Below are 22,830 nucleotides of genomic sequence, written 5' to 3'. Positions count from 1 at the left end.
CGCTTAACAGTTTGGGCCCTCGATCCGCACGGATCGGGGGCCCAAACTGTTGCTTCTTGACCTATCACGAGCCAACCAGCTCCGTGAAGGAGCGAGGCGGGAACTCTCGCTAACGCAGGCGGTCAGTTACCTGTACCAGCACCGTTACCGGTGCCACCGGCGTCTGATCCGGCATTACCGTTGCCATTATTGGTATTGCCGATACCCGTATCAGAAGCATCTTCGTTTTGATTTACTGACGTCTCCTCGGATTCATTTTCTCCGCTGTTTTGGTTTTGCCCAGGAGTTGGCCTCGCCGGTTGAGTCGGCTGGGTAGCGGGAGATTCTGTGTCCTCCGTCTTCTCTTCTTCGACTGGTTGGGTGGGCTGTACGCGCTGAGGAGCCGCCGTACGATTCGACGTTACACGCCAGTCGAAGTCACCAGCATTGGCATCACTGACGGCACCAACCATGTACTGGGTCCACACATCAACAGGCCAGTCGCCACCATGGAACTGATCCAAACCGCCGATATTTGTCAACGGCACCGCATTCCCCTCGTCATCAGACTGGTACATGGATACAGCCGTCGACATGCCAGGAACGAAGCCAACAAATTGAGCAGATCGTTGTTCTTCAGACGTTCCAGTTTTACCGGCGATGGTGAAACTGGGCAACGCTTGGGCCACGGCTTCGGCGGTGCCACCATAGGCCGTAACAGCTTCAAGGGCCGGTAAGATCGAAGACACTTCCTCGGCCTCGAACATGCGCTCCGTAGTCACCACCGACTCATAGACCTTGTTGCCTGCCGAGTCTGACACCGAACGCACAATGTGCGCGTCCGTACGATTACCACCGCTGGCAATGGTCGCATAAGCGGTGGCCAGGTCGATGTTGTGCGGAGCCGCAAAACCCAGTGTGTTGAGCAAGGTGGCTTCCAGGCCGAGAGTGTCTTCTGGGATACCCGCGTCAATGGCGGCTCGCATCGTGGCTTCGGCACCGATCTTTTCGTTGAGGGCAACGAACGCAGTGTTCACCGAGTATTGGGTGGCTCGCACCAGGGACACATTGCCCCACGAGTAATTTGAGTCGTTTTGAACTTCGGTGGTCATGCCGGGGAAAGTCTGCGGCGAATTGCCGTTGAAAGTGTCGTAGACGGATCCGCCCGCACGCGCGTTAGCCAGCAGTGAGAAGGTCTTGAAGCTCGAACCTGCCATGGCAACATCCTGGGTTGCCCCATTTTGTTGGCGCGTCAGATAGTCACTGCCACCGTATTCAGCCAGGATCTCTCCGGTGGCCGGATCGATAGAGGTCAAAGCAACGTGCATGTGTTCGCTATCCCAGCCTTCAACCTCTTTCATTGATTCGGCCGCGGCAATCGCCGCATCCTGCTTGGCTTTGTCAATGGTGGAAATAATGTCCAGGCCACCCATGTTGATTTCATCTTCGGTGAAGGCACCCGAGTCAATGAGTTCAGCTTTGATCTGCGCAATCAGATACCCGTTGGGGCCAGCTAGGGACTCTTGGTTGCGCGAGGTCGGATCCACAGTTTCAGGGAACTGCGCGCCGTCCGCGTCTGCCTGGGAGATCCACCCGTCCTCGACCATCAGGCCGAGGACGCGCTCCCAGCGTTGCTGAGCCTGCGCCTCGTCTACTGCTGGATCCCACGCGGAGGGGGCGGGGATGATGCCGGCGATCATCGCGGCCTCGGACAGAGTCATTTCGGTTGCCGGATGCCCGAAGTACGCCTGCGATGCAGATTCAATGCCGTAGGCGCCTCGCCCAAAGTAAATGGTGTTGAGGTAGTTGCCGATCACCTGTTCTTTGGACTGCTCACGGTTGATTTTGACAGCCAGGACGGCTTCTTTGATTTTGCCCGTGTAGCTGGTGGTTTCACCCATGTAGTAGCGCTCAACGTACTGCTGGGTCAGGGTGGATCCGCCTTGGCGGGTGCCTTGGGTAACGTTGTTGACGACGGCACGGAAGATACCTTTGAAGTCGATGCCGGAGTTCGTGTAGAAGGTCCGGTCTTCGCTGGCGACAACGGCTTTGGCGACGTAGTCGGGCAGCTGCGTGGTGTCGATGATCTCGCGATCGAATTCGCCGAGGGTCCCAAGTTCGGTTTGTCCGTCTGCGTAGTGGACGGTGGTGGTTTCAGCCAGGGCCAGGTCGTCGGCTTCGGGCACAGCCAAGGTGACGTAGAGGTAGAGGAAGGCTCCCAGTCCCAAGATCAGGCCGGCCAGGAGAGTGAAGACGATGCCTAAGCCAATGCGTCTACCCCAGCCGCCTTTTTTGCCGCCTTTTCCGGAGCCTGCTTTGCGCATGTTGGTCCGCTTTGTGGCGGTCGGCGTAGTCGTTCGTGTGGAGCGGCGATTGGCCGGTGCGCTCTTTGACGAGGACGACCTGCGTTTGGGCGCCGACGATGCGGCACGTGAGCTTGAAGAAGAGGACGGCGTTGAGCCTGATGCGCCGCCTGCTTGTACGCGTTTGCGCGCTGCATCTGCTCGTTTGGGCAGGTTAGTACCGGAGGTTGAGGAGCCGGACATGATCTCGTCCCATTCGCTTCGGCCACGTGTATTCGCCACAGATTCGTACCTTTCAACGGTCGTCGACTGTTCCAGCGTATGCGCCGAACCTGTGAATCCCCATTGTTTGGGCCTCTTGACGACCTATCTCACGGCAAGAACGTAACGCGTGCCTCGTTTTTGGCCAATCTGAGTAACCAGCCCCTTTTCAACAAGGTTCTTGAGTTCTGAACGAGCCGTCAATGCGTCGACACCAGAGAATAAGCGATATCCGCTATTCGTGAGCTCATCACCGCGTCGCATACGTAGCAGCGCTTCTTTCTGGGAAGACGTCAGATCGTGACTTCCCAGCGATCCCAGCCATGCAAGATCCCGACTGGAGTGGAGAGCGTGATTAGGGAAAATCACTGTGAAACGCACACCATTGTCGATGAATTGAGGAGCTTCAAGCCCACCTTTGATAAGTTCTTCTCGGACAACACCGATACCTGTTCCCATCGCCTCGATAACGCGATGGTCTGGTCCTCCCACATGGCGGCAGATGGCATATAAGAACTCGTTGACAGCACTTTTACCGTCACGCATCCCAAGTTGATCGACACTCAATCCCCACAGTCCTCCCGGGCTGGTTAAAACCATTCCTTTCGCCGTCAAACGAAGCTCAACGACTCGTCCTGCGGTTGCGTCTGACAGATCCCTATGCACCAGCGCATTGGCAATCACTTCCCGTACTGCCACCAGAGGAATCTCATACTTAGTTACGCCGTTTCCGTCAGCGGTCACCGCCTGATTACGGCCAATGTTTTGAGCTACCCATTCAACAGCTCCGTTAAGGATCTGAGAGATCCTACCGGTCAAATCCGTTCGATTAATCGCCCGTACTTCACGCGAAGTATCGACATCTGGCTCAATAGCCGCCGTCAAACTCAAGTGGGGCAGGTACTGCTGGGGATAGATTCCGAGCGCGTATAAGCCAGCAACAGTCACTTCACCGTCTTCGGTCACCACGTTGAGCATGCGCAAGATCGTCTCATCGTCCTGGTTAAGTAAGGCCGGGGTGTATTGCCTGACGGAAGTGATGAATTCAGAAACGGCTTTTTCGTCAAGATCGCTTCGACTGGTTCCTGGAACGGCTACGCGGTCATCGCGCGGTCGTTCATGTCGGCGCAACATCTGCTGTTGTTCTTGCAGCGACATCGTATAGTCGCCGTCGTATTGCCGAATGTATGCCTTTCCTTGCCATTTCACAGGTTTAGCGCTTTGAGGTGTTTCTGAAACATTGACGACGACGACAGTCTTATCGCCCATGGTCAGAGTGCGTACATCCACGGTTAGGGGAGGGCTGAAAGCTTTTCGGGCTTGTGAGGTGACTCTTTGGGCGATTTCATGTGGATCGTGAACGCCAACCAGCGGATTGTCTTGGCGTTCGTCGACTCCGAGGAGGATGGCTCCGCCTCCAGGAAGATTTGCGAGTGCGCACAGTGATGGGCAGAGGCTGGAATCGGAGTATTCCGAAAAAGTTTTCGCTTCCAGATTCAGGCTGTCGCCACGGTCCAGTGTCAAGCGCGCGAGTGCTTCCTGTAGGTCCTCCTCAGTGGTGATCATGGCTCAAGTTTATCTCAGAAAAACATGAGTTATGAGATAAAAGTGGGTAGTTATCTCATAACAAGTGCGAGTTATGAGATAAAAACACCCAGTTATCTCAAAAAATCTCGAGTTATCTCATAACTCTTACAGTTATCTCAAGACCATTGTTCTTCGGCGCGACCTTCGGTTGCCCACAGGGTGTGGAAGACGCCGGGTTTGTCGATGCGTGCGTAGGTGTGGGATCCAAAGAAGTCGCGTTGACCTTGGATCAGGGCGGCGGGCAAACGCTGGGCGCGAATCTGATCAAAGTAGGACAACGAGGACGAGAACACCGGGGCCGGTACACCCGCCATCGCCGACAGCGCCACGATCCTACGAAGCGAAGGCACGCATTCTTGGAAACGCTGAGCAAAAGGACCAGCAGCCAGCAGCAACGGCAAATCTGGATCGGCCTCGTACGCCGAAGCAATGTCGTCTAAGAAGCCTGCGCGAATGATGCATCCAGCCCGCCAGATCTTAGCCAACGCACCCTTGTCAATCTGCCAACCAAAAGCATCGGCGCCCGCAGTGATCTCATCAAAACCCTGCGAATAGGCCACAACCTTGGACGCAAACAACGCTTGGCGCACATCTTCAACAAACGCGGCCACATCCTCGTCGGCCACCTCAATCGCAGAAGCCGAACCCTCAAGACCACGAGCAGCCGCGCGCTGAGGCAACGAACACGACGCACCACGAGCAAAGGTCGCCTCACCAATACCGGTAACAGGAACCGCCAAATCCAAAGCCGTTTGAACCGTCCACTTACCCGTACCCTTTTGCGACGCCTGATCCACAATCAGATCCACCAACGGCACACCCGTGTCGGCATCAACCTGACGCAACACCTCAACGGTGATCTCCATCAGATACGAATTGAGCTCACCCTGGTTCCACTGAGCAAAAATGTCCGCAATCGCCGCGGGCGCCAACCCCAAGCCCTCACGCAACAAGTTGTACGCCTCAGCAATCACCTGCATGTCGGCGTACTCAATACCGTTGTGCACCATCTTGACGAAGTGACCCGCACCATCAGCCCCCACATGAGTACAGCACGGCTCACCTTGGTAATGAGCTGAAATCTTTTCAAACATGGGCCCCAAACGGTCATAAGACTCCCGCGTCCCACCGGGCATAATCGACGGACCCCACAGGGCGCCCTCTTCACCACCAGACACACCCGCACCCACAAAATGCAGGCCGCGCTCACGCGCCCAACGCTCACGCCTGACCGTGTCAGAAAACAACGAGTTCCCACAATCAACAATGATGTCGCCAGCTTCCATATGCTCGGCCAACTGCTTCATCGCTTCGTCCGTGGCGACACCGGCTTGAACCATAATGATCGCCACGCGAGGCCGCACCAGCGACGCTACAAAATCATCCAACGACTCAGAGGGCACAAACACACCCTCAGTCCCGCCACCATGAGCCGCCATCAAACGCTCAGTGCGAGCCAACGTACGATTAAACACCGCCGTCCGATACCCATTACGAGCCAAATTGCGCGCCAAATTCGCGCCCATCACACCTAACCCATACACGCCAATATCGGCGCTGGCTGCTTCGGGCGTGAAGGTGTTCATAGGTGCCTCCTGGCGATACTGGGAGTAGGCGGTACTGGTCGGTCAACTCGTTCGGACGTGAATGCGTGAGCTGGCCACAAGTCCAGACTACGGCGGCGTAGCGATACGCGCGCGTCTGACGGCAGTGAATTCAACTGGAATACCTTCAATTCGCGGCAGAATCCGGAACGAACAAGCAGTCGTCCTTAAAGACGAGTCGAATGTGCCGCTACCTCATTCCACCGAGTGCTAGCTTTAAAGCCGTGAAGCCCTGGATTTCGATCACCGTCTATTGCGTGCTCGCATACTGTCTAGCTTGGGTGATAGCTCTTCCGTTGTGGTTTGGGACAGGCCTTTCATCCCCACTGTTTCCCGTAATTTCAATAGGCATGATGCTGACACCGATGGTCGCTTCAATGCTCACCGTCCACTTTGTTGAACATCAACGAATCCGCGATTCTTTGGGAATCTGGCTCACCGGTCACAACATTGTCAATTTCCTGGTCACATCCCTCATTCTCATCGGATTGACAAGCATCATCACGATCGGCGCCTTAGTAACTTCTTCACTTTTTGGAAGTTACGACCTCGATATTGTCGGCATGGGGCAATTTCGACAGGTCATTGCCCAGCAGGCCGCGGATCGGGATGAAGCTCCACCGTTGCCAATGAGGGTTCTCTGGGTTCTTCAGCTCCTCAGCTTCGCCCTTGCGAGCCTGATCAACATGTTTCCCGCAGCCGGTGAGGAAATCGGTTGGCGTGGTTTTCTTCATTCGCGATTATCTGTGTTGATCGGCAAGCGGCGGGCTGTCATGGTCACGTCGGTTATCTGGGGCCTGTGGCATGCCCCGCTGATCCTACTCGGATACAACTACCCGTCGAATCCCCTGTTGGGTCTGGCGATGATGTGCGTATTCTGCCTGGGCGTCGGCTCATTACTGGCGTGGGCGTACGAACGGACCGGCTCAATCTGGCCAGCCGCTGTAGGCCACGGGGCAATCAACGCTTTCGTTCCAGGTACAGCGCTGCTCTTCGCAGCATCAAACTCCACTGTCGATACGGTCTCGGCAACACTCATGGGGTGGGGAGGATGGCCGATTATCCTCGTAGTCGTAATTGTCGTATTCGTATCCCGCGAGTTCCGTTCGCTGCGCCCGGCCTCGACAATGCCCGTCTCCGTTTGGCCGGACACGGACCTCGGATACGCTAACCCGTAGCGAAACCCACCGTTACGCGCTGATGCCGGTTCGTCGACGAACCTCCGTCGGCGTATAACGGTGGGTGTCGACGCATAACGGTTGATGTCAGCGTATAGCGGTGGGCGTCGGCGTCACCCGCCCTCAGCGACCCGCTTCGCCTTGGCCGCAGCCTTCTTCGCTTTCTTCTGGGCCACCAAAGCTTCCCACTTGGCTTGCTGCGCCTGATATTCGGCGGCAATCTCACGAACCTCGTCAGATGCCCACCAGGCCAACAGCGCTTCTCTGGCAGCCTCCTCGCCCAGCGGCCCGCGCTCCATACGCAACTCAAGCAGGTAGTCGCGCGCCATCTTCACCGCTTTAGAGGGGCGCAGACACAGAATCTCCATGATCTGGTCACCGTCAAGGTCGGGGCGGATCGCGTCAAGTTCTTCTTGTTCGCGTAGGGCCGCGATACGCGACTCAAGGTCGTCGTAGGCGGCCGACAGATACTGGGCTTTACGACGGTTGCGCGTCGTGCAGTCGGCGCGGGTCAGGCGATGGAGGCGCTCCAACAGGTCACCGGCGTCGGCCACGTACCTACGTACCGCGGAATCTGACCAGGCTGCTTCGCCGTAACCATGGAAACGCAAGTGCAACGCAACCAGGTCGGAGACGGCCTGCGTGGTGGCCTTGTCGAACTTGAGTGCCTTCATGCGTTTGCGCGTCAACTTGGCGCCGACAATTTCGTGGTGGTGGAAGGACACGGTGCCGCCGGCCTCAAAACGCCGAGTGTCGGGTTTGCCCACGTCGTGCATGATGGCTGCAAAACGGAGGATGAAGTCGGGGCTGGGCACGGGCCCATCCGGCCCGGTTTCTAAGTCCATGGCCTGGTCGAGGACGATCAGGGTGTGCTCGTACACGTCCTTGTGTCGGTTGTGTTCGTCAACGGTGGACACCAGGTTGGACAGTTCGGGCAGCACGATGTCACACACACCCGTGTGGACCATCAGTTCCAGACCACGGCGCGGATATGGGGAAATGATGAGGCGTTCAAGTTCTGCGCGGATGCGTTCGGCCGACACAATGTCGAGCCGGTGAGCCATCGCTCCCATAGCGTCCATCACGTCGAGGTCGACGTCGAGGCCAAGCTGGGCGGCAAATCGCGCGGCCCGCATGATGCGCAGCGGATCGTCGTCGAAAGATTGTTGGGCGGTGACGGGGGTGCGCAGGCGCCCTTGCGCCAAATCTTCGAGGCCGTGGTGGGGGTCAACGAGGGCCATCTGCGGCAGGCGCATAGCCATGGCGTTGACAGTGAAGTCCCGGCGGGTCAGGTCTCCTTCGAGGGTGTCACCGAAAGCCACTTCGGGTTTGCGTGATCCGACTTCGTAGGAGTCGGTGCGATAGGTGGTGACTTCGACGACGAGGTCACCGCGCCTGGCTCCGATGGTGCCGAACTCTTTGCCGATATCCCACACGGCGTGGCCCCACTGGTCGAGCAGTTCTTCTGTGCGGTCTGGGCGCGCAGACGTTGTTAGATCAAAGTCGTGGGGTGTCACGCCAAGGAAAGCGTCGCGAACGGGACCTCCAACGAGGGCGATTTCTTCGCCCGCATCTTCAAAAACCCGCCCAAGTTCAAGGATTTCTGACGGCAATGATGCGAAGGTCCGCTGGGCATTGGCCATGAGGGTAGGGATGTCAAACCCGCCTACCCCATTTGCAAAGTGTTCGCTGCCATTGAAGTCACAGCCTGGGGTCTTACGCCCCTGGTCAAGGTTGCGTGCGGTGTTGTCAGTGGTCGAGTTCTGTGCGCTCATCACATCCAAGAGTGCCACGTTACGGCCCGCCCAGACCACTCCCGCCCCGTAGGCAACTAGAGTGGACCTCATGTCTGCACGTCCAACGGATCATCGACCGGGGGTTCCTCGACCTCCGCGTTTTCATGCATCCTCGCGTGCATCCCATTCTCAGTCCCCAAATTTGCCCATTTCCTCGGAAACTTCAGCTGGTGGCATCGTGGTCGACGTTCAAGACGGTGTGCCTTACGCAGCTCTGATCGCCCGTCGCAATCGTGCAGGCCGCATCGAGTGGTGTCTTCCTAAGGGTCACTTGGAGGCAGGCGAGTCGCCCGAGCAAGCAGCTTTACGTGAAGTGGCCGAAGAAACGGGCATCCACGGGCGCATCATCCGCCACCTGGCATCCATCGACTATTGGTTTTCGGGGGCGGATCGGCGCGTCCACAAAGTCGTTCACCACTACCTCATGGGTTACGTGTCGGGCGAAGTGACCGTTGAACACGATCCGGATCACGAGGCTGAGGAGGCGGCGTGGATCCCGCTGCGCGACATGACTCATCAGTTGGCATATCCCAATGAGCGCCGCATTGTTTCCGTCGCTTTGGATCTGCTCTATCGGGGGTCGTGAGGCCGTGGATTTGAATCGCTCTGCCACCATCGACTCCACCAAGCATCCGCCAGCCACTTCCACAAGATTGTGGGGAATGCTGGCAAGCGTGGGAACATTAGCAATCGCCTTTTGCGCTGCGGTTCCACCTACCGCAGCCATGCCTATCCCCCACGCTGTCGACTCACCCCCCGCTTCTACGAGGTCGCCCCTTGCCACCGCAGACACCACCCCCGGGGCCGCATCTTCGACGGCTACTCTTCCAGCGGTGCTCGGGGTGCCAATCCCCAACGAGGGTATCGACGTGGTCATTAATGATCTGGAGCCTCGCATCCTCGTCAACGAGGACGAACTGATCGTTTCAGGCAACCTCGTCAATACCACTGACCAAAACTTCGATACCCTCAGCATCGAAATTGGGGTTCAAGCCGATACCCCCTCGTCTGTGGCAGCCTTGACCCATTCCCTTGAAAACCAGTGGCTGTGGACCTTCCCCGTTGCCGAAGAAACGATCGGCGAAGCTCTAGCAGCTGGACAGTCCCGCAACTTTTCAATCCGTATCCCTCGCGACTCTTTACCTTTGGCGTCAGAGTGGGAGTGGGGTCCGCGCATCGTCTCCGTCAAGGCGCAAGCAGGCGACGCCCACGGCGAAGATCGATCAATCGTCGTGTGGACCACCTCCGACGTCAATGTTGCCAAGACCCGTTTAACCACGGTGGTGCCGTGGACAACAAACAACTATTCGGACAACCGAGCCGAACGAGCAACCATCCTCGATATCGCCTCACTGCCCGGAACCGCTATCGCCGCCGAGGCCTCGGTCATCCCCCAAGGATGGAACGCCGTGGACCTAGCTGAAAGCACTGACTCAGACGATCCGCAATCTCAGTCTGACAAGCAATCCTCAACCACCAGCCAGTCTCAGTCTGGAGCCAGCCCGTCAACCCAGGCTAGCGACGACACCCCAAACCAGAGTTCGACGACCAGCCCGGACACACCCTCAACCGCGCTTGATCAGAATGATCAGGCGGAACGCCAACGCACCACCGATGCTGCGAATCGCCAATTTGTCTCGACTTTCATGCAAAATGCAGGCGAAGTCATCGCTCTTCCCGAGGGCGACGCTGACCTATCGTTGTTGGCAATGCTCCACCACGATGCACTGTTGAAGCGGGCAGTCCACACGGTCACCGAGTTCCCCACCTCGGCTGCGCAAGCCGGATGGGGGGACCAGGCCACAGCTCCAAAACCTGAGGGGCCAACCCTCATCGATAACGTGGTGTGGCCAACGCAATCCTCTTTTGGGACACACACACTGACAGCTTTCCCTGACTCGACGATCATTGCCCCCACTGGGGCTGGCCTGCCGGTAGATGAGGACCTGGACTTCACCTCTTTGGCGCACGTGGAGTATTCCCAAGATGGATACCATTCCTCCTTCGCGTCAGAATCGACTACGACCGTTCTCGCCCAGCAATCCGACATCACCGAGCTACTGGGTTTCGAAGCTGATAACGACGCGGACGCCCTTGACGCCGAGCAGGCGCTCGCGGCCATTACGGCGATCATCACCCGCGAGCGCCCGGCCTCGTCTCGCACTCTTTTCGCCACGGTACCCCGCTCGACCAAGCTCGACGAGTCTTTGACTTCGCGGTTATCTGCTCTCTATGACGTACCGTGGATCGAAGCCTTGTCCTTTTCGGCGTTGGTCGATTCTGAAGCCACCGATGTGGAGCGGGCTCCCATCGCCACAGCGCAGGTGACCTCGGATTCGTTGCAAGCAATGGAGGTGACCTCGCAGGCGTATGCGAGTCTTGAGCCGCTGGCCAATGCGACAGATGATCCTGATTTGGTGATCTCCTCAATCAATGGCGGTTTTTTGACTGCCTTATCGGCTGGGGTTTCGCCTGCGCACCAGGTTGAGCAGGCGGATACGTTGCAAGCGCAGGTGGATTCTTTGTATCGCCAGATCACCGTGGAGCCAACAGATACGGTTAATCTCATTAATAAGGCAGCGGATTTTCCGGTGCGGGTGCGTAATACATTGCCGTGGAACGTGGATGTGGCAGTGACTTTGGTGCCCTCGGATCCGCGTCTACAGTCCGAAGTTGTTGCGGATCAGAGCGTCAAGGCAAAGTCTGCGACGACGATCAAGGTGCCGGTGACGGCTATTGGTTCGGGTGACATTCAGGTGCGTTATCTGGTGTCGACTCCCGACGGCACGGTCTTAAATGATGAACGTTCCGTGTTGGTACGGATGCGCGCTGGCTGGGAGGATGCTCTGACGTTTACTGCTGCCTGCGGCGTTGGTCTGCTGTTCGTCTGGGGTTTGGTGCGCACTGCGCGCAGGCGTTTGCGTTCTTCCAGGAACGAGGACGAGGCCGACGTGGCAGGAGTGTCGTCTATGCGCGGTGTTGGCAAGGAGAAGAATGACTGAATCCACGAGGGGACGTTCTTCCCTGTTGAGGGCGAGCGCCCTGATGGCGTCGGGCACGATGGTGTCGCGGATCCTTGGTTTTGTCCGGTCGGCGATGCTCCTGGCTGCTCTGGGTTCTGCCGGCGGCGGCGTGTCTGCTGCTTTCCAAACGGCTAACACCTTGCCGAACACGGTCTTCAATTTGCTGGCATCAGGCATTTTGGATGCGGTTCTGGTTCCCCAAATTGTCATGGCTCTCAAACGCAAGCATGACGGCCAAGCTTATGTGAATAAGTTGCTAACCTTGGCTGGGACGCTGCTTTTTGGGGTCACTCTGATCACGATGGTGGCGGCTCCTTTGCTGGTGATCATTACTGCCGCCGGTTATGACGCGGAGATTCGTGGGCTCGCCATCGCCTTCGCGTTGCTGTGTCTGCCTCAATTGTTCTTCTACGGCGTCTACAACCTATTGGGCGAGCTTCTCAATGCTCGCGGGGTGTTTGGCCCGTACATGTGGGCTCCGGTGGTCAACAACATCGTGGGCATCGCCGGCTTGGGCTTGTTCCTTGGCTTGTGGGGCCGCGCCGAGGGGCGCATTGAGATCGCCGATTTTTCCTCCGCCCAGTTCTGGGTGTTGGCGGGTTCAGCCACTTTGGGTGTCATTGCGCAGGCGTTGATCTTGGTGGTGCCCATGAGGCGCGCAAAAATCAGTTTCAAACCCGATTTCCATTTCAAAGGAACCTCTTTCGGATCCGTATCCAAGGTTGCTGGCTGGACTTTCGCCACCTTGGGAGTCAGCCAAGTCGGCGTCCTGTCAACGAATAACTTGTCTGCTTTGGCTGATGCCGCAGCCAAGGCAGACAACCTGGTGATCGCCGGCATCCTCGGCTATTCCACGGCCTTCATGATTTTCATGGTGCCTCAGTCGCTCATCACCGTGTCTTTGACAACGGCGATTTTCACACGCATGGCCGAGTCCGTAGCTGACGAGGACGACGCCGGGGTAGCGTCCTCGTATCACCTGGGCGTCCGTACCATCACGTCGCTGACTTTGCCGGCGGCTGCCATTTTGATGGCGGCTTCGGTGCCGATGATGCAGATGGCGATTCCTACGGAAACGAACCAGACGATCGTTGTTGCGTACGCGTGGATTTTGACGGCGTTGATGCCGGGTGTGGCCTCTACTGGCATGGTGTTGATGAGCCAGCGCGTGTTCTTCGCCTACGAGGACGTCAAACCCGTGTTCCTGATGGGTATTGGCCCAACGATTTTGCAGGTGATCGTGGGTTGGGGCATGTACGCACTCACGGATTCAGCCTGGTGGGTTGTGGGCGCTGCGCTGGGTGAAACGGTGTGCCGTTTGACCCAGGGCGTGATTGCCGTGGTGTGGGTGGCTCGGCGTAATCCGCTGGTGGATCAAGGCAAGCTACTGCATTCTTATGTCCTGTACTTTGTGGCCGCCGTGGTTGCTGGGACTGTTGGTTTTGGCGTGTTGTGGCTGGTGGGCATCCAGACGGTGTTCACGTCGACGCTGGTGCGCTTCGCTGTGGCCACCGTCAAAGTCATGTGTGTTGCCATGGTGGTCGCCCTCGTCTACATGATGGTTCTACGGGTCATTGGCCGCGAAGAATCCGCGCAGACTATTGCTCCTTTGTTGGCGCGCCTGCGTGTTCCCAATCGCTTACGGTCAGTGCTCGCCGCGTCTCCAGCGGCAATTGCCAGTCGATCCGTGATAATGGACGAGGATGCGCCTGCTGGCGCTCCTGCAGATGAGACGGAGGATCAGATGGATCGGAAAGACGAGCTGAACGCGGCGGACGGCTTTGAGCCGCTCGAGGACGCGTTGCCCGAGGCTTCCGACGCCACCCGTTCTGGGTTCGATCAACCCGAGTCTGACATTGACCAGAGTGTTGCAGCGGACCCGGAGTCTTTTGACTCTGGTAATGATTCTGGCGACGGCGATGCCACGTCACGTCACATCCCCTCATTCGACGACATTATCGCCGATCCCAAGCCCGTGGTTGCTGACGCTGCGGCAGTGGCTGAACCAAAGGCCTCGTGGTTGGCGGCAGCCGGAGCGGCTGTGTCCGGTTGGGCGGCGAAACTACGCTCCTCCACTGACAACGCGTCGAACTCCGACGCTGAGGCGCAAGAACTTTCTTCTGATCTGGCTGACGAGGCGACTCACGCTGTGGACGAGCCTGCTGACATGCCTCCGGCTCCGCCCGCGGATCATGGCGATGAGAACCGAGATGAGACGGGCAACGACGAACCCAACGAGGCTGCAGAAACCATCCTCGACAATGACTTGGATGCCACGATGGTGCGCGACCCCGGTTTTGCTGCGGCCATGGCAGTGGGCGGCGAAGCCGTCAACACTCCGGTGACATCTATCCCGCAGATTGACAATTCTGCTCACGCTTCGAATACAGCCCCAGATTGGGATGCTGTTATGGCTGACGGCTCCTCATCTGAAGGTGAGGGTCGCTCGACATCCTCGGTTCTCCCCTCGTCCTCGAATGGCTCAGGCCCTATGGATGCGCAGGGGCGCCGCCTCATTGACCCTGCCAAACCGACATTGATCTTCGCGTCCGCCCTCGTCGTTATTGGAGCGGTCTTCGCTACCTTCACGCTGATGTCCCCTGTGACTGACCTGGATATTGCGGAGTCGCTTATGGCGGCCCAATCCGGCAAGGGACAGTCCGAAGGCGGCCAGTCAGAAGCCGATTCTGCTCCCCCCACAGTCGCACCCGTGATCTCATCAGTGTCGGTGCTGTCGTGGAACAACGATGGCGGCGACCACGAAGACATGGCGGTGCGCATGATCGACGGCGATCCGGCCACTGAATGGCGTTCACGCTGGTATGACGTCAACCAGTTCCTTGACGAAACGAATATCACCATCGTCGTTAGACTCAAGGAACAGGCCACCGTTTCGACCGTGACCCTGCAGATGGATCCGACAACGTCGGGCGGCGAACTGGTGGTGCGAAACGTCACGGATCCCGGGAATCCTCGAGGCGGAACAGAATTGACCTCTTCTGCGTTGTCACCTACAACAACGATCACTCTGCCTGAGCCTGTCACCACCGACCAGCTGGCCCTGTCCTTTAGGACCTTGCCAACCTCGGTTGATGGCAACAACTGGGCGTGGGTGTACGAACTAGGCGTCCAGTGATCCACCCGATGTGAGGGGGTACTGCGGTGTTCAGCCCGTCCATCAACACGAACTACATCCGGCACTGATCAACCCACATACTTGACCTGGGCGCGGCGCCCACCAACGATTGGACCAACATGACTATCCCCGTTATCCCCGGCCTCGTTTCCGTCTCCGCCGACGAAACTGCCGTCGAGGAAACTCCTCAGGCCGTGGCCAAGCCCTCCAACGATGTGCCCGAGGGCGCAACCGTTCACGAGGTCGTCATTGTTGGGTCTGGCCCTGCCGGTTACACGGCCGCCATTTACACGGCCCGCGCAGGTCTTGCACCCATCGTATTGGCCGGTGCCATTGATGCGGGCGGCGCCCTCATGCAAACCACCGAGGTGGAGAACTTCCCGGGCTTCCCCGAGGGCGTCCAAGGTCCAGACCTCATGGCTCAGATGAGTGAGCAGGCCGAAAAGTTTGGTGCCGACATCCGCTACGAGGACGTCACCGCCGTGAACCTCGATGGCGACATCAAAGCCCTGCAGATCGATGACGAGATCCTGTACGCCAAGGCCGTGATCTTGGCGACCGGTTCTGAATACCGCCACATGAACGTGCCCGGCGAGGATCGCCTGTCGGGCCGCGGCGTGTCCTACTGCGCGACCTGCGATGGATTCTTCTTCAAGGACAAGCCGCTGGCTGTGATCGGTGGCGGCGACTCCGCCATGGAAGAAGCCACCTTCCTAACGAACTTCGCCTCCAAGGTAACTGTGGTGCACCGCCGTGACGAGCTGCGCGCCTCGAAGGTCATGGCTGATCGCGCCAAAGCCAACCCGAAGATTGACTTCGCGTGGAACTCCACAGTCGCGTCGGTCGAAGGTGAGGACGCTGTCACCGGTTTGACGCTAACTTCCACGGTGGACGGTTCACAGTCGGAGCTTGCCGTTGAGGGCGTGTTTGTGGCGATCGGCCACCTGCCGCGCACCGGTTTCTTGCAGGGTCAGGTGGATCTGGACGAGGCGGGCTACATCGTTGTTGACGAGCCGTCGACTCGCACCAGCGTTGAGGGTGTCTTCGCTTGCGGTGACGCCGTTGACCACACGTATCGTCAGGCCATTACGGCAGCCGGTTCGGGCTGCCGGGCGGCCCTAGATGCTGAGCGCTGGTTGGCGTCTCTCGATGACTGAGTGCCCCTGCGGATCCGAGCTGACTCTGGCTCAATGCTGCGGCCCTTTCCTGGACGGTGAACCCGCTCCCACGGCTGAAGCTCTCATGCGGTCACGCTACAGCGCTTTTGCCACCGGCAACGAGGACCATCTCTTCCGCTCATGGCACCCGCGCACCCGCCCCGCTGCGCCCTTCGTCTCGCCAGTTACCCAGTGGCTAGGTCTGCGCATTATCAAGGTGGATGGCGGCGGACCAGAGGATGAGCACGGCCTCGTCGAATTCGAAGCTCGGTGGTGTGATAACTTATCGGGGCAGATTGCAACTATGCGGGAACGATCCCAATTTGAAAAGCGTGCGGGCCGCTGGGTGTATGTCAGCGGCGAGGTTGATAACACGGGCGGTCAACACAACACGGTCAGTCATCGCGCAACAGTTGAAGGAATCTAGCCCACACAGCCACACAGCGGACAACAATAATGAGTATTTTCTATAACTTTGAAATAATCAGCATTGATGGCCACCCCATCCACATATCCAACTACAAGGGCAAAGCTGTGCTGGTCGTAAATATCGCCACCCGCTGCGGCTTGGCTCCTCAGCTGGATGGCTTGGAGGCTCTGTGGGAAAAATACGAGCAAGACGGCCTAGTGATTCTTGGCTGCCCTTCCAATCAATTCGCCCAGCAGCCCGGTGATTCCGAAGAAATCGCCACTGAATGTCGCCTGGTACGGGGAGTGAAGTTCCCTCTTACTCAAGAGATGAATGTCAACGGTTCACAGGCTGATCCCTTGTGGCAGTGGCTTAAATCTGAGTTACCCGGAACTTTGGGAGCGAACATCAAATGGAACTTTACGAAGTTCTTGATTGGACGTGACGGCCAACCGCTATCTCGTTACTCCCCCACAACCGACCCAGCCAAACTTGAAGGCGATATTGTCCAAGCTCTTGGCCTGGCTGGGATTAAGTAGCGTTTCAAGTGGCTAAAGCGTACGGAGACACACGCGCTTAAACTCGTTATTTATGACGGATCAAATCGATCAAGTTGCTCATCGCACACCAGACACGGAGTCGGCGCCATCCTATTCAGAATGGTTAACCCGTTCAGGACGCTGCCGGCTGATCGGCGGCGCAGTTTTACTCATGAGCGTCATCTGTTTAGGACTAGCAATTCGCGGCGCCGAGGAGATCAGCATTGATCTTCAGGTTCTGGCATTCTTCCTCTCCGAACGCAACGGGGGCCGTACAACACTCATGCACCTGGTGACAGCGTCCTTTGATCCATTGATCTCGGTGATATGGGCCGTTGGATTGGGCGCTCTGGTGGGTTATATCGAGCGCTCATGGACGCGAGGTTTAGTTATTCCCCTGGCAATGGCTCTTTCAGCGGCTGCAACAGCCGGCTTCAAGGAGTTCATCGCGCGAGTTCGCCCGCCCGAAGCGGATCGGCTGGTTGTTGAGCTCTCACATTCTTTCCCGTCAGGTCACACGACGGCTGCTGCGGCTCTATTTGTATCCTCTGCACTCTTGCTTCTTGCGCGATGGAAGAGACTTCGAGGTCTTAATACGGGTATCGAGTCGCGAGTGGAAGTGAGGTCAGCACCGAGGACACTTTTAGTTGGCGTGTGGGTGACGGCCACTCTTCTGGTGGTTCTGGTTGCTGTTTCGCGGTTGTATTTAGCGGCCCACTGGTTGACGGACATTATTGGTGGGGCTCTCATGGGATCGGGAGTAGCTCTGATTGTTTTTGCTCTGCTGGTTGAGCGCACGCCTAGGATCGTGGAGTCCAATGCAGGTTCACAACACTATCGGCTGGATAGCTGAGTGATTCACCCGCAAAATTAGACACAGTCGTGACAAGTGTCTGGCTGCGACTGCTCATGAAATGGCTTGATTTCAACAATCGTCGTATAGCTAGCAAACAGGTGAGTACTCGATTGTGTCTGATTTTGCGGGTGATGACGGGGTTACGGGTGGCACTGGGACGAGGGTCGCGCCCGGAATATGTATTACGCCGGGGCCACAATTCATGTGTGGCTGCCCCAAACTTCCGGGTAACGAAAAGCCCGCGTGCTCGGCCGGTTGGTCGCGAGCGCGCGGGCTGTTTCTCTAGCTATTGGAGTGAAAGCTTGGCTTTCACTTCTTCTTGCCGGTGACCAGTCCGTAGATGAAAAGGACAATCAGCGAGCCAACAATGGCGAGCAACCAGGTCTGGATGCTCCAGAAGGACTCAAGGCCAACGTTGAAAATGAGGTTGCCAACCCAGCCACCGACGACTGCACCGACGACTCCCAGGATCAGAGTGGCGAGCCAGCCGCCGCCCTGCTTTCCAGGCATGATCGCCTTGGCGATAGCACCTGCAATAAGGCCGAGAACGATGTAAGCGAGGAATCCCATGATCCGCTCCTGTCTGATTGGGAACAGTGATTTAACTATCCCATGATTTTGCGGATCTGGCGCTTTGAAATATCAAGGCAAATCACACTTGTAGTGACTTAAGCCTCAGATTCCAACGAAAAGTCCTTTTCAAATTCTTGACTATTTTCCACTTATTTTTGGCATGTTCTTGGCGCAATCGTCTTCAAGACTTAACCCAAACCCCGAATAAGCAGCGAGTCCAAACAAGCACAAAACTCAAATGGCTATGGGCCGAAGGGTTGCCTTCGGCCCATAGCCATTGGGTTGTCAATGCTTCACCGCTGGAATGGAACTGTCAGGGGTTCCACCGGTGTAGTCGCAATCGATTCGCAAGCACATCAGCGGACACCCGGTCGATCAGTCCTGTTCCTTGCGGCGGCGCTTGCCAGCCAGCATCAGTCCTGTACCGGCCACTGCCGTGCCCATTGCTCCCGCAAGGAGAACCGCAGCGTCACTACCGGTCTTAGCCAGCTTCTTCTTGCCAGGACCGGCCGGCTCCACCACCGTGTTGGCGTGGTAGTCATCTTCATCAGTCACAGGCTTGTCGAAGAGGACGGGAGTTGAACCGTCCCACCCGATGATGCCGTCAGCAACCACGGACATACGGTTCGCGTGAATGTCCTGGGTGACACCGGTCAGCAGGGCTTCACAATTGATGGTCTGCCCCACAGGCAACACCAGGGCACCAGCCGAGATGGAGATCTTGCCATCGGCCAGATCATCGGAGATCACGGTTCCAGAGTTGCCTGCACCGTCTTTGAGTCCGGTGAAGTCACAACGCAAGGTCTGGACCTGACCCGACTTGGAGTAGTCAAGGTTGGCATCCGAGATCACGAGATTGGTCAGCGGAATCGGACCGTTATTGGTCACCGGCACGTCCAGACGAATCTCGCCCTTGGTCGCCGTGAGGTTCACGGCTTCGTCGCGAATGTCCGCGTCGTTGCCGTTGACGTCGAGCTTCTCAATGTCGATCTTCGGCTGCGGCGTCACCGGCGTGCACACGTCGTTGTTGCCCGGACCGTCTTCATCGCCTTCCATTGAGACGAGGTTGTACAGACCTTCCTCATCGTCGTCGGCGTTGCCGCCCGGCGTGCACTTGGCGAGCGCCGGCCAAGAACCAGCAGCATTGACCTTGTCAGCGTCCAGCAGGTAGGTAATTTGGACGGTGAAGTCTTGGGACTGGCCTGCGTCGAGGATGACGCCCTCGGATACGAGGTAGCCTTCGTCACGCACACCGGTAGTGGTCGTGTAGAAGGTGGACTCGACTGTCTTGCCGTCAATGGTGACGGATTGGACGGTCACGCCTTCAGGGGCAATTGGGGTGTCGTAGACGGGCGCGGACTTGCCCTGGCCGGCACCGGTGTTGGTGACGGTCAGCGTGTAGGTCTTGGTCAGCGTTGTTTTGCCGGCCTCAGTGATGCTGTCTCCGCCGTCCTGCGTGGACTTGGCGACCTTGAAGCCGGAAGTCTTCGCGTGGTAGTCGTCCTCGTCCTCCACGGGGGTGGGGGGCGTGGTCGGGGTGGGCGGGGTGTTCGGATCGTCCGAGGGCGTGTAGCCGACGGCTCCGAGGGCGGTCACCGACATGCGGTTGCCGTGGACGATGGCGTTTACGCCTTCGAGGACGGCGTCGCACATGACGATGTCACCGGGCTTGAGCACTGCTGCGCCACCCTTGACGCTCACCCAGTCAGAGGAGTCGTTGATATCAGCGGTGTCGGTAGCAACGGGTCCACCGAACTCGGTGAAGTCACAGGTCAGCGAGGTGACCTTGGCGTTGTCCGGACCGGTGATATTACGGTCAGAGATCGTGATGTCGATGAGGTCAATGGAACCCGTGTTTTGGACCGGAACCTTCAGGGCGACGGGGGTCACCTCAACCTCAACGGCTTCCTCGGCAGTATCGGCGTCATGACCAACCTTGTAGCCCAGTCCGTTCGCATCATCGGTGAGGTCACCGTCGACGTCGAACTTCTCAATGTCGACCGCGGGCGGCGGAGGCAGCACCGGGAAGCAGGCGTCATTGTTGAAGTGTTGATCGGCGTCGGTGTCTCCAGCCATTGTCACCAAGTTGTAGATGCCCTTGGCGGAATCGACCGGCTCATCCTTGCCACCTTCAACGCAGGCTTCCAAGTCTGCCCAGGTGTGCTTTTCAGTGTTCCTGCCGATGGCCCTGGGGTCAGCTAGGAAGGACACGACAACGGTGTGTTCCTTGGTTTGACCCACTGCAAGTGCGTCGCCCTCGGACACCAGGTAGTGGCCCTGGTCGTCAGCCTCAACAGCCACGCCATCGACGGTCACCAAGGTGACGGTGAAGCCGGTGGGGATGGTGGGCACGTCGTAGACCGGTGCGGTGGTTCCGTCGCTGAGGCCCTCATTCTTCGTCGTCACCTTGTAGGTGCGTTCAATAGTGGCCGGCTCATCTGAGGTGAACACGAAGGGAGAGTTGTCAGTGATGGTCTTGGCGACTGAGAAACGCGTGTAGGTCGCGTGGTAGGGGTTCTCTCCGTACAGGTCGCCAGCTGCAGTGACCTGGATGAGGTCGGCGTGCATCTTGTCAGGCAGTACGCCTTCAAGTCGACCTTTACAGTTAATGACCTCGCCGCCGGGTACAGATGCTGCGCCGCCCTTGACCTGGAGCACCTGGTAGTTGATGCCGTCCTTTGTGACGGTGGTATCACGGGTAGTATCGGTTTCTTCTTCGCCGCCGTAGGGAGTGAAATCGCAGGTCAAAGAGGTGAGTTCACCAGATTGACTGGTTGTGAGCGTCAAATCGGAGACCGCGATGTCGGTCAGGTTGGTATTGCCCTTATTGGTAACCGAGATGACGATGTCTGTTTCCGCCACTCCGTCACCGTCAGTATCTTTGAGAACAGACGCAGTGTCTTCGGCGTCGGCTGCACGGTGTTCGGTGCCGTCCCCAGTGTAGTCATCATCGCCTTTGGCAACTGCGATGCTGGTGGAATCGACTCTTCCGTCAATACTGGAAGCGATAACGTCATAATTTCGGGTGAACTCAGTACCGTCAATAGTGATTTTTGCAGTGTTTGAGAAGGGTGTGCGTCCCGCAGGGGCGGGGGCATCCGGTGTGGCAGCCCACGAGAGTGTCAAGACGTCCTCGGTGGCCGACATATTGGAAGCGTCAACGGTGATGCTCAGCTGGTCCGGCGCACATGAGTAGGAGGTGACGGTAGCGCTACGCGTTACGTCATGGTTGGTCAAAATGGCGTTGTTGAAATCATTGTTGTATTCGCTGATGTGATGGGCATTGGAGTGCTGTTCTCCATCTTTGAATGAGTGAATAGTGAGGCGGTTTGAGGCGTCATTGCATTCCCACTTCCACCCCTCTCCAGCGGGTTCATCGAGGACGATGACGGCGCTACGGGGGTCAGAGTCGAGTTCGAGAACGGGCATCTGCAAATACCATACGAGGCAGCCTTTGAGATCTTCTTCGTTGGTGGTTCGACACTGCTGACCTTGCTCAGTGAACCACCCGGATTTAACAACTTCAGTCGGCCGGTTCCTTGGACCCACAAACTTGGGCTGCTTTTCGATCTCAACGGTGATCGGAGTGCCGTTGATTTCATAGGTCAGCGGGATGGTTCGTACTTCATTCGCAGCGACACGTAAGAATCCAGCAGCTTCGATATTGACCCTGTTGGTGTTGCACTGAATAGCTCTGAACGCTTCGGTTAATTCGATCCGTGCTGCCCAAGTACCATCTGCAGCTTGAGTGATTGAACCGACTCCGAACCTGATACTGGAATCGTTGGGGTCCGACAGGTAGATTTCGGGCGGCCACTGGGTGAATTCTTTGGGCAGAGTGACAGTGAAGTAGTCACCGACCTTCGCTTTGAGGGGCAGAGTCAATCCGATTGTGGAAGTGACTGTTGTACCTTCGGTGATGACCTCAGGGTTGGTGACAACGGTGGGGTTAGTCAGTTCGCTGGTCAGGTCCGCAGGCTGCGCTTGCGCGCCGTTGTTAATGAGGCATTCGTCAAGTGTGGGCTCTTCGGCTTTCGCGGGACTAACGCTACCCACACCAACGATGCTGGTAACCACCATTGCGAGGGCGGCAATAATCGAGAAAGCGAGCGAGGATTTTGAGCGCCGCGATGGCGGGCGTTGGGCATGGTGTTGAACTTGCATTGAGCACCTTCTGCGTATGTTGTCTGACCGGCGGGCACTTTCACGACGGGGTCAGGAAGCACCTTTGGCAATAATCTAACAAGTTGGTCAGCTTTAAGAATCCCTTTAATTACCTGTGGAAAACTTGCTTCAATACTGAATAACCGTAGGCAGACAGATGTCTAACTTTGCCAAATTCCTCTAAAACCATCAAAAGCGCAGCTTACAAGCCGTTTGATAAGAGAACAGGTGACAGAACCCGGCCAACTGGCACATGTTAACCATG

At 57.4% G+C, this 22,830-nt stretch carries 14 protein-coding genes; 8 read left to right on the top strand and 6 right to left on the bottom strand.

The features are described 5' to 3' along the window. Nucleotides 1-122: 122 nt before the first annotated feature. The 3 genes from G439_RS0109160 to gndA all read right to left on the bottom strand — a co-directional run bounded on the left by G439_RS0109160 (nucleotide 123) and on the right by gndA (nucleotide 5,716). Nucleotides 123-2,564 carry a transglycosylase domain-containing protein gene (locus tag G439_RS0109160; RefSeq protein WP_026459576.1) on the bottom strand — a complete coding sequence of 814 codons (2,442 nt, stop codon included), beginning with the start codon at nucleotides 2,562-2,564 and terminating at the stop codon, nucleotides 123-125. A gap of 84 nt (nucleotides 2,565-2,648) precedes the next feature. After that, nucleotides 2,649-4,109, bottom strand: coding sequence for an RNA-binding domain-containing protein (locus tag G439_RS0109155; protein ID WP_022868883.1), 1,461 nt, complete (start codon nucleotides 4,107-4,109; stop codon nucleotides 2,649-2,651). A gap of 137 nt (nucleotides 4,110-4,246) precedes the next feature. Then, nucleotides 4,247-5,716: an NADP-dependent phosphogluconate dehydrogenase gene (gene gndA / locus G439_RS0109150; protein WP_022868882.1), complete on the bottom strand. Its 1,470-nt coding sequence runs from the start codon at nucleotides 5,714-5,716 to the stop codon at nucleotides 4,247-4,249. Nucleotides 5,717-6,084: 368 nt separating this feature from the next. Between gndA and G439_RS11795 the strand changes: the two genes are divergently transcribed. Further along, nucleotides 6,085-6,912: a CPBP family intramembrane glutamic endopeptidase gene (locus tag G439_RS11795; protein ID WP_165544537.1), complete on the top strand. Its 828-nt coding sequence runs from the start codon at nucleotides 6,085-6,087 to the stop codon at nucleotides 6,910-6,912. A 113-nt stretch (nucleotides 6,913-7,025) separates the two neighbouring features. Here the strand turns inward: G439_RS11795 and G439_RS0109140 are convergent, their stop codons facing one another. Beyond that, complete coding sequence (locus G439_RS0109140) at nucleotides 7,026-8,555, bottom strand: CCA tRNA nucleotidyltransferase (RefSeq protein WP_026459575.1); 1,530 nt, start codon at nucleotides 8,553-8,555, stop codon at nucleotides 7,026-7,028. Nucleotides 8,556-8,757: 202 nt separating this feature from the next. Between G439_RS0109140 and G439_RS0109135 the strand changes: the two genes are divergently transcribed. The 7 genes from G439_RS0109135 (at nucleotide 8,758) to G439_RS0109105 (ending at nucleotide 17,825) form a co-directional block, all read left to right on the top strand. Beyond that, nucleotides 8,758-9,294 (top strand): NUDIX hydrolase, encoded by a 537-nt coding sequence (locus tag G439_RS0109135; RefSeq protein WP_022868879.1) that lies wholly within the window; start codon nucleotides 8,758-8,760, stop codon nucleotides 9,292-9,294. Nucleotides 9,295-9,382: 88 nt separating this feature from the next. Beyond that, nucleotides 9,383-11,710 (top strand): DUF6049 family protein, encoded by a 2,328-nt coding sequence (locus G439_RS11790; protein ID WP_131333611.1) that lies wholly within the window; start codon nucleotides 9,383-9,385, stop codon nucleotides 11,708-11,710. Beyond that, nucleotides 11,703-14,867 (top strand): murein biosynthesis integral membrane protein MurJ, encoded by a 3,165-nt coding sequence (murJ, locus tag G439_RS0109125; RefSeq protein WP_022868877.1) that lies wholly within the window; start codon nucleotides 11,703-11,705, stop codon nucleotides 14,865-14,867. Before G439_RS11790 ends, murJ begins: the two co-directional genes overlap by 8 nt. A 119-nt stretch (nucleotides 14,868-14,986) precedes the next feature. Then, nucleotides 14,987-16,024 carry a thioredoxin-disulfide reductase gene (trxB, locus tag G439_RS0109120; protein ID WP_022868876.1) on the top strand — a complete coding sequence of 346 codons (1,038 nt, stop codon included), beginning with the start codon at nucleotides 14,987-14,989 and terminating at the stop codon, nucleotides 16,022-16,024. Then, the gene (locus tag G439_RS11785) at nucleotides 16,017-16,451 is read left to right on the top strand and encodes a YchJ family protein (protein WP_022868875.1); all 435 of its coding nucleotides are present in this window, start codon (nucleotides 16,017-16,019) and stop codon (nucleotides 16,449-16,451) included. Before trxB ends, G439_RS11785 begins: the two co-directional genes overlap by 8 nt. Before the next feature lie 29 nt (nucleotides 16,452-16,480). After that, nucleotides 16,481-16,972, top strand: coding sequence for a glutathione peroxidase (locus G439_RS0109110; protein ID WP_022868874.1), 492 nt, complete (start codon nucleotides 16,481-16,483; stop codon nucleotides 16,970-16,972). Nucleotides 16,973-17,024: 52 nt separating this feature from the next. Further along, nucleotides 17,025-17,825 carry a phosphatase PAP2 family protein gene (locus tag G439_RS0109105; RefSeq protein WP_022868873.1) on the top strand — a complete coding sequence of 267 codons (801 nt, stop codon included), beginning with the start codon at nucleotides 17,025-17,027 and terminating at the stop codon, nucleotides 17,823-17,825. A gap of 312 nt (nucleotides 17,826-18,137) precedes the next feature. Here G439_RS0109105 and G439_RS0109100 read toward each other — a convergent pair whose 3' ends face one another. Continuing rightward, on the bottom strand, nucleotides 18,138-18,398 hold the full coding sequence (locus G439_RS0109100) for a GlsB/YeaQ/YmgE family stress response membrane protein (RefSeq protein ID WP_022868872.1): 261 nt from the start codon (nucleotides 18,396-18,398) through the stop codon (nucleotides 18,138-18,140). A gap of 378 nt (nucleotides 18,399-18,776) precedes the next feature. Further along, nucleotides 18,777-22,565, bottom strand: a complete 3,789-nt coding sequence (locus G439_RS0109095; protein ID WP_022868871.1) for an LPXTG cell wall anchor domain-containing protein — start codon at nucleotides 22,563-22,565, stop codon at nucleotides 18,777-18,779. Between the last annotated feature and the right edge of the window lie 265 nt (nucleotides 22,566-22,830).

Source organism: Schaalia vaccimaxillae DSM 15804 (genome assembly GCF_000420425.1).
In the GTDB taxonomy this organism is placed as follows: Bacteria; Actinomycetota; Actinomycetes; order Actinomycetales; family Actinomycetaceae; genus Pauljensenia; species Pauljensenia vaccimaxillae.
Note: the sequence above shows the minus strand (reverse complement) of the source record. Positions and strands in the feature narration are given on the sequence as shown.

Coding starts and splice junctions, on each gene's coding strand:
- G439_RS0109095 (WP_022868871.1), bottom strand. CDS start 22,565: ATGCAAGTTCAACACCATGCCCAACGCCCGCCATCGCGGCGCTCAAAA.
- G439_RS0109105 (WP_022868873.1), top strand. CDS start 17,025: ATGACGGATCAAATCGATCAAGTTGCTCATCGCACACCAGACACGGAG.
- G439_RS0109100 (WP_022868872.1), bottom strand. CDS start 18,398: ATGGGATTCCTCGCTTACATCGTTCTCGGCCTTATTGCAGGTGCTATC.
- G439_RS11785 (WP_022868875.1), top strand. CDS start 16,017: ATGACTGAGTGCCCCTGCGGATCCGAGCTGACTCTGGCTCAATGCTGC.
- G439_RS0109110 (WP_022868874.1), top strand. CDS start 16,481: ATGAGTATTTTCTATAACTTTGAAATAATCAGCATTGATGGCCACCCC.
- G439_RS0109140 (WP_026459575.1), bottom strand. CDS start 8,555: ATGGCCAATGCCCAGCGGACCTTCGCATCATTGCCGTCAGAAATCCTT.
- G439_RS0109155 (WP_022868883.1), bottom strand. CDS start 4,109: ATGATCACCACTGAGGAGGACCTACAGGAAGCACTCGCGCGCTTGACA.
- trxB (WP_022868876.1), top strand. CDS start 14,987: ATGACTATCCCCGTTATCCCCGGCCTCGTTTCCGTCTCCGCCGACGAA.
- G439_RS11795 (WP_165544537.1), top strand. CDS start 6,085: ATGATGCTGACACCGATGGTCGCTTCAATGCTCACCGTCCACTTTGTT.
- G439_RS0109135 (WP_022868879.1), top strand. CDS start 8,758: ATGTCTGCACGTCCAACGGATCATCGACCGGGGGTTCCTCGACCTCCG.
- murJ (WP_022868877.1), top strand. CDS start 11,703: ATGACTGAATCCACGAGGGGACGTTCTTCCCTGTTGAGGGCGAGCGCC.
- gndA (WP_022868882.1), bottom strand. CDS start 5,716: ATGAACACCTTCACGCCCGAAGCAGCCAGCGCCGATATTGGCGTGTAT.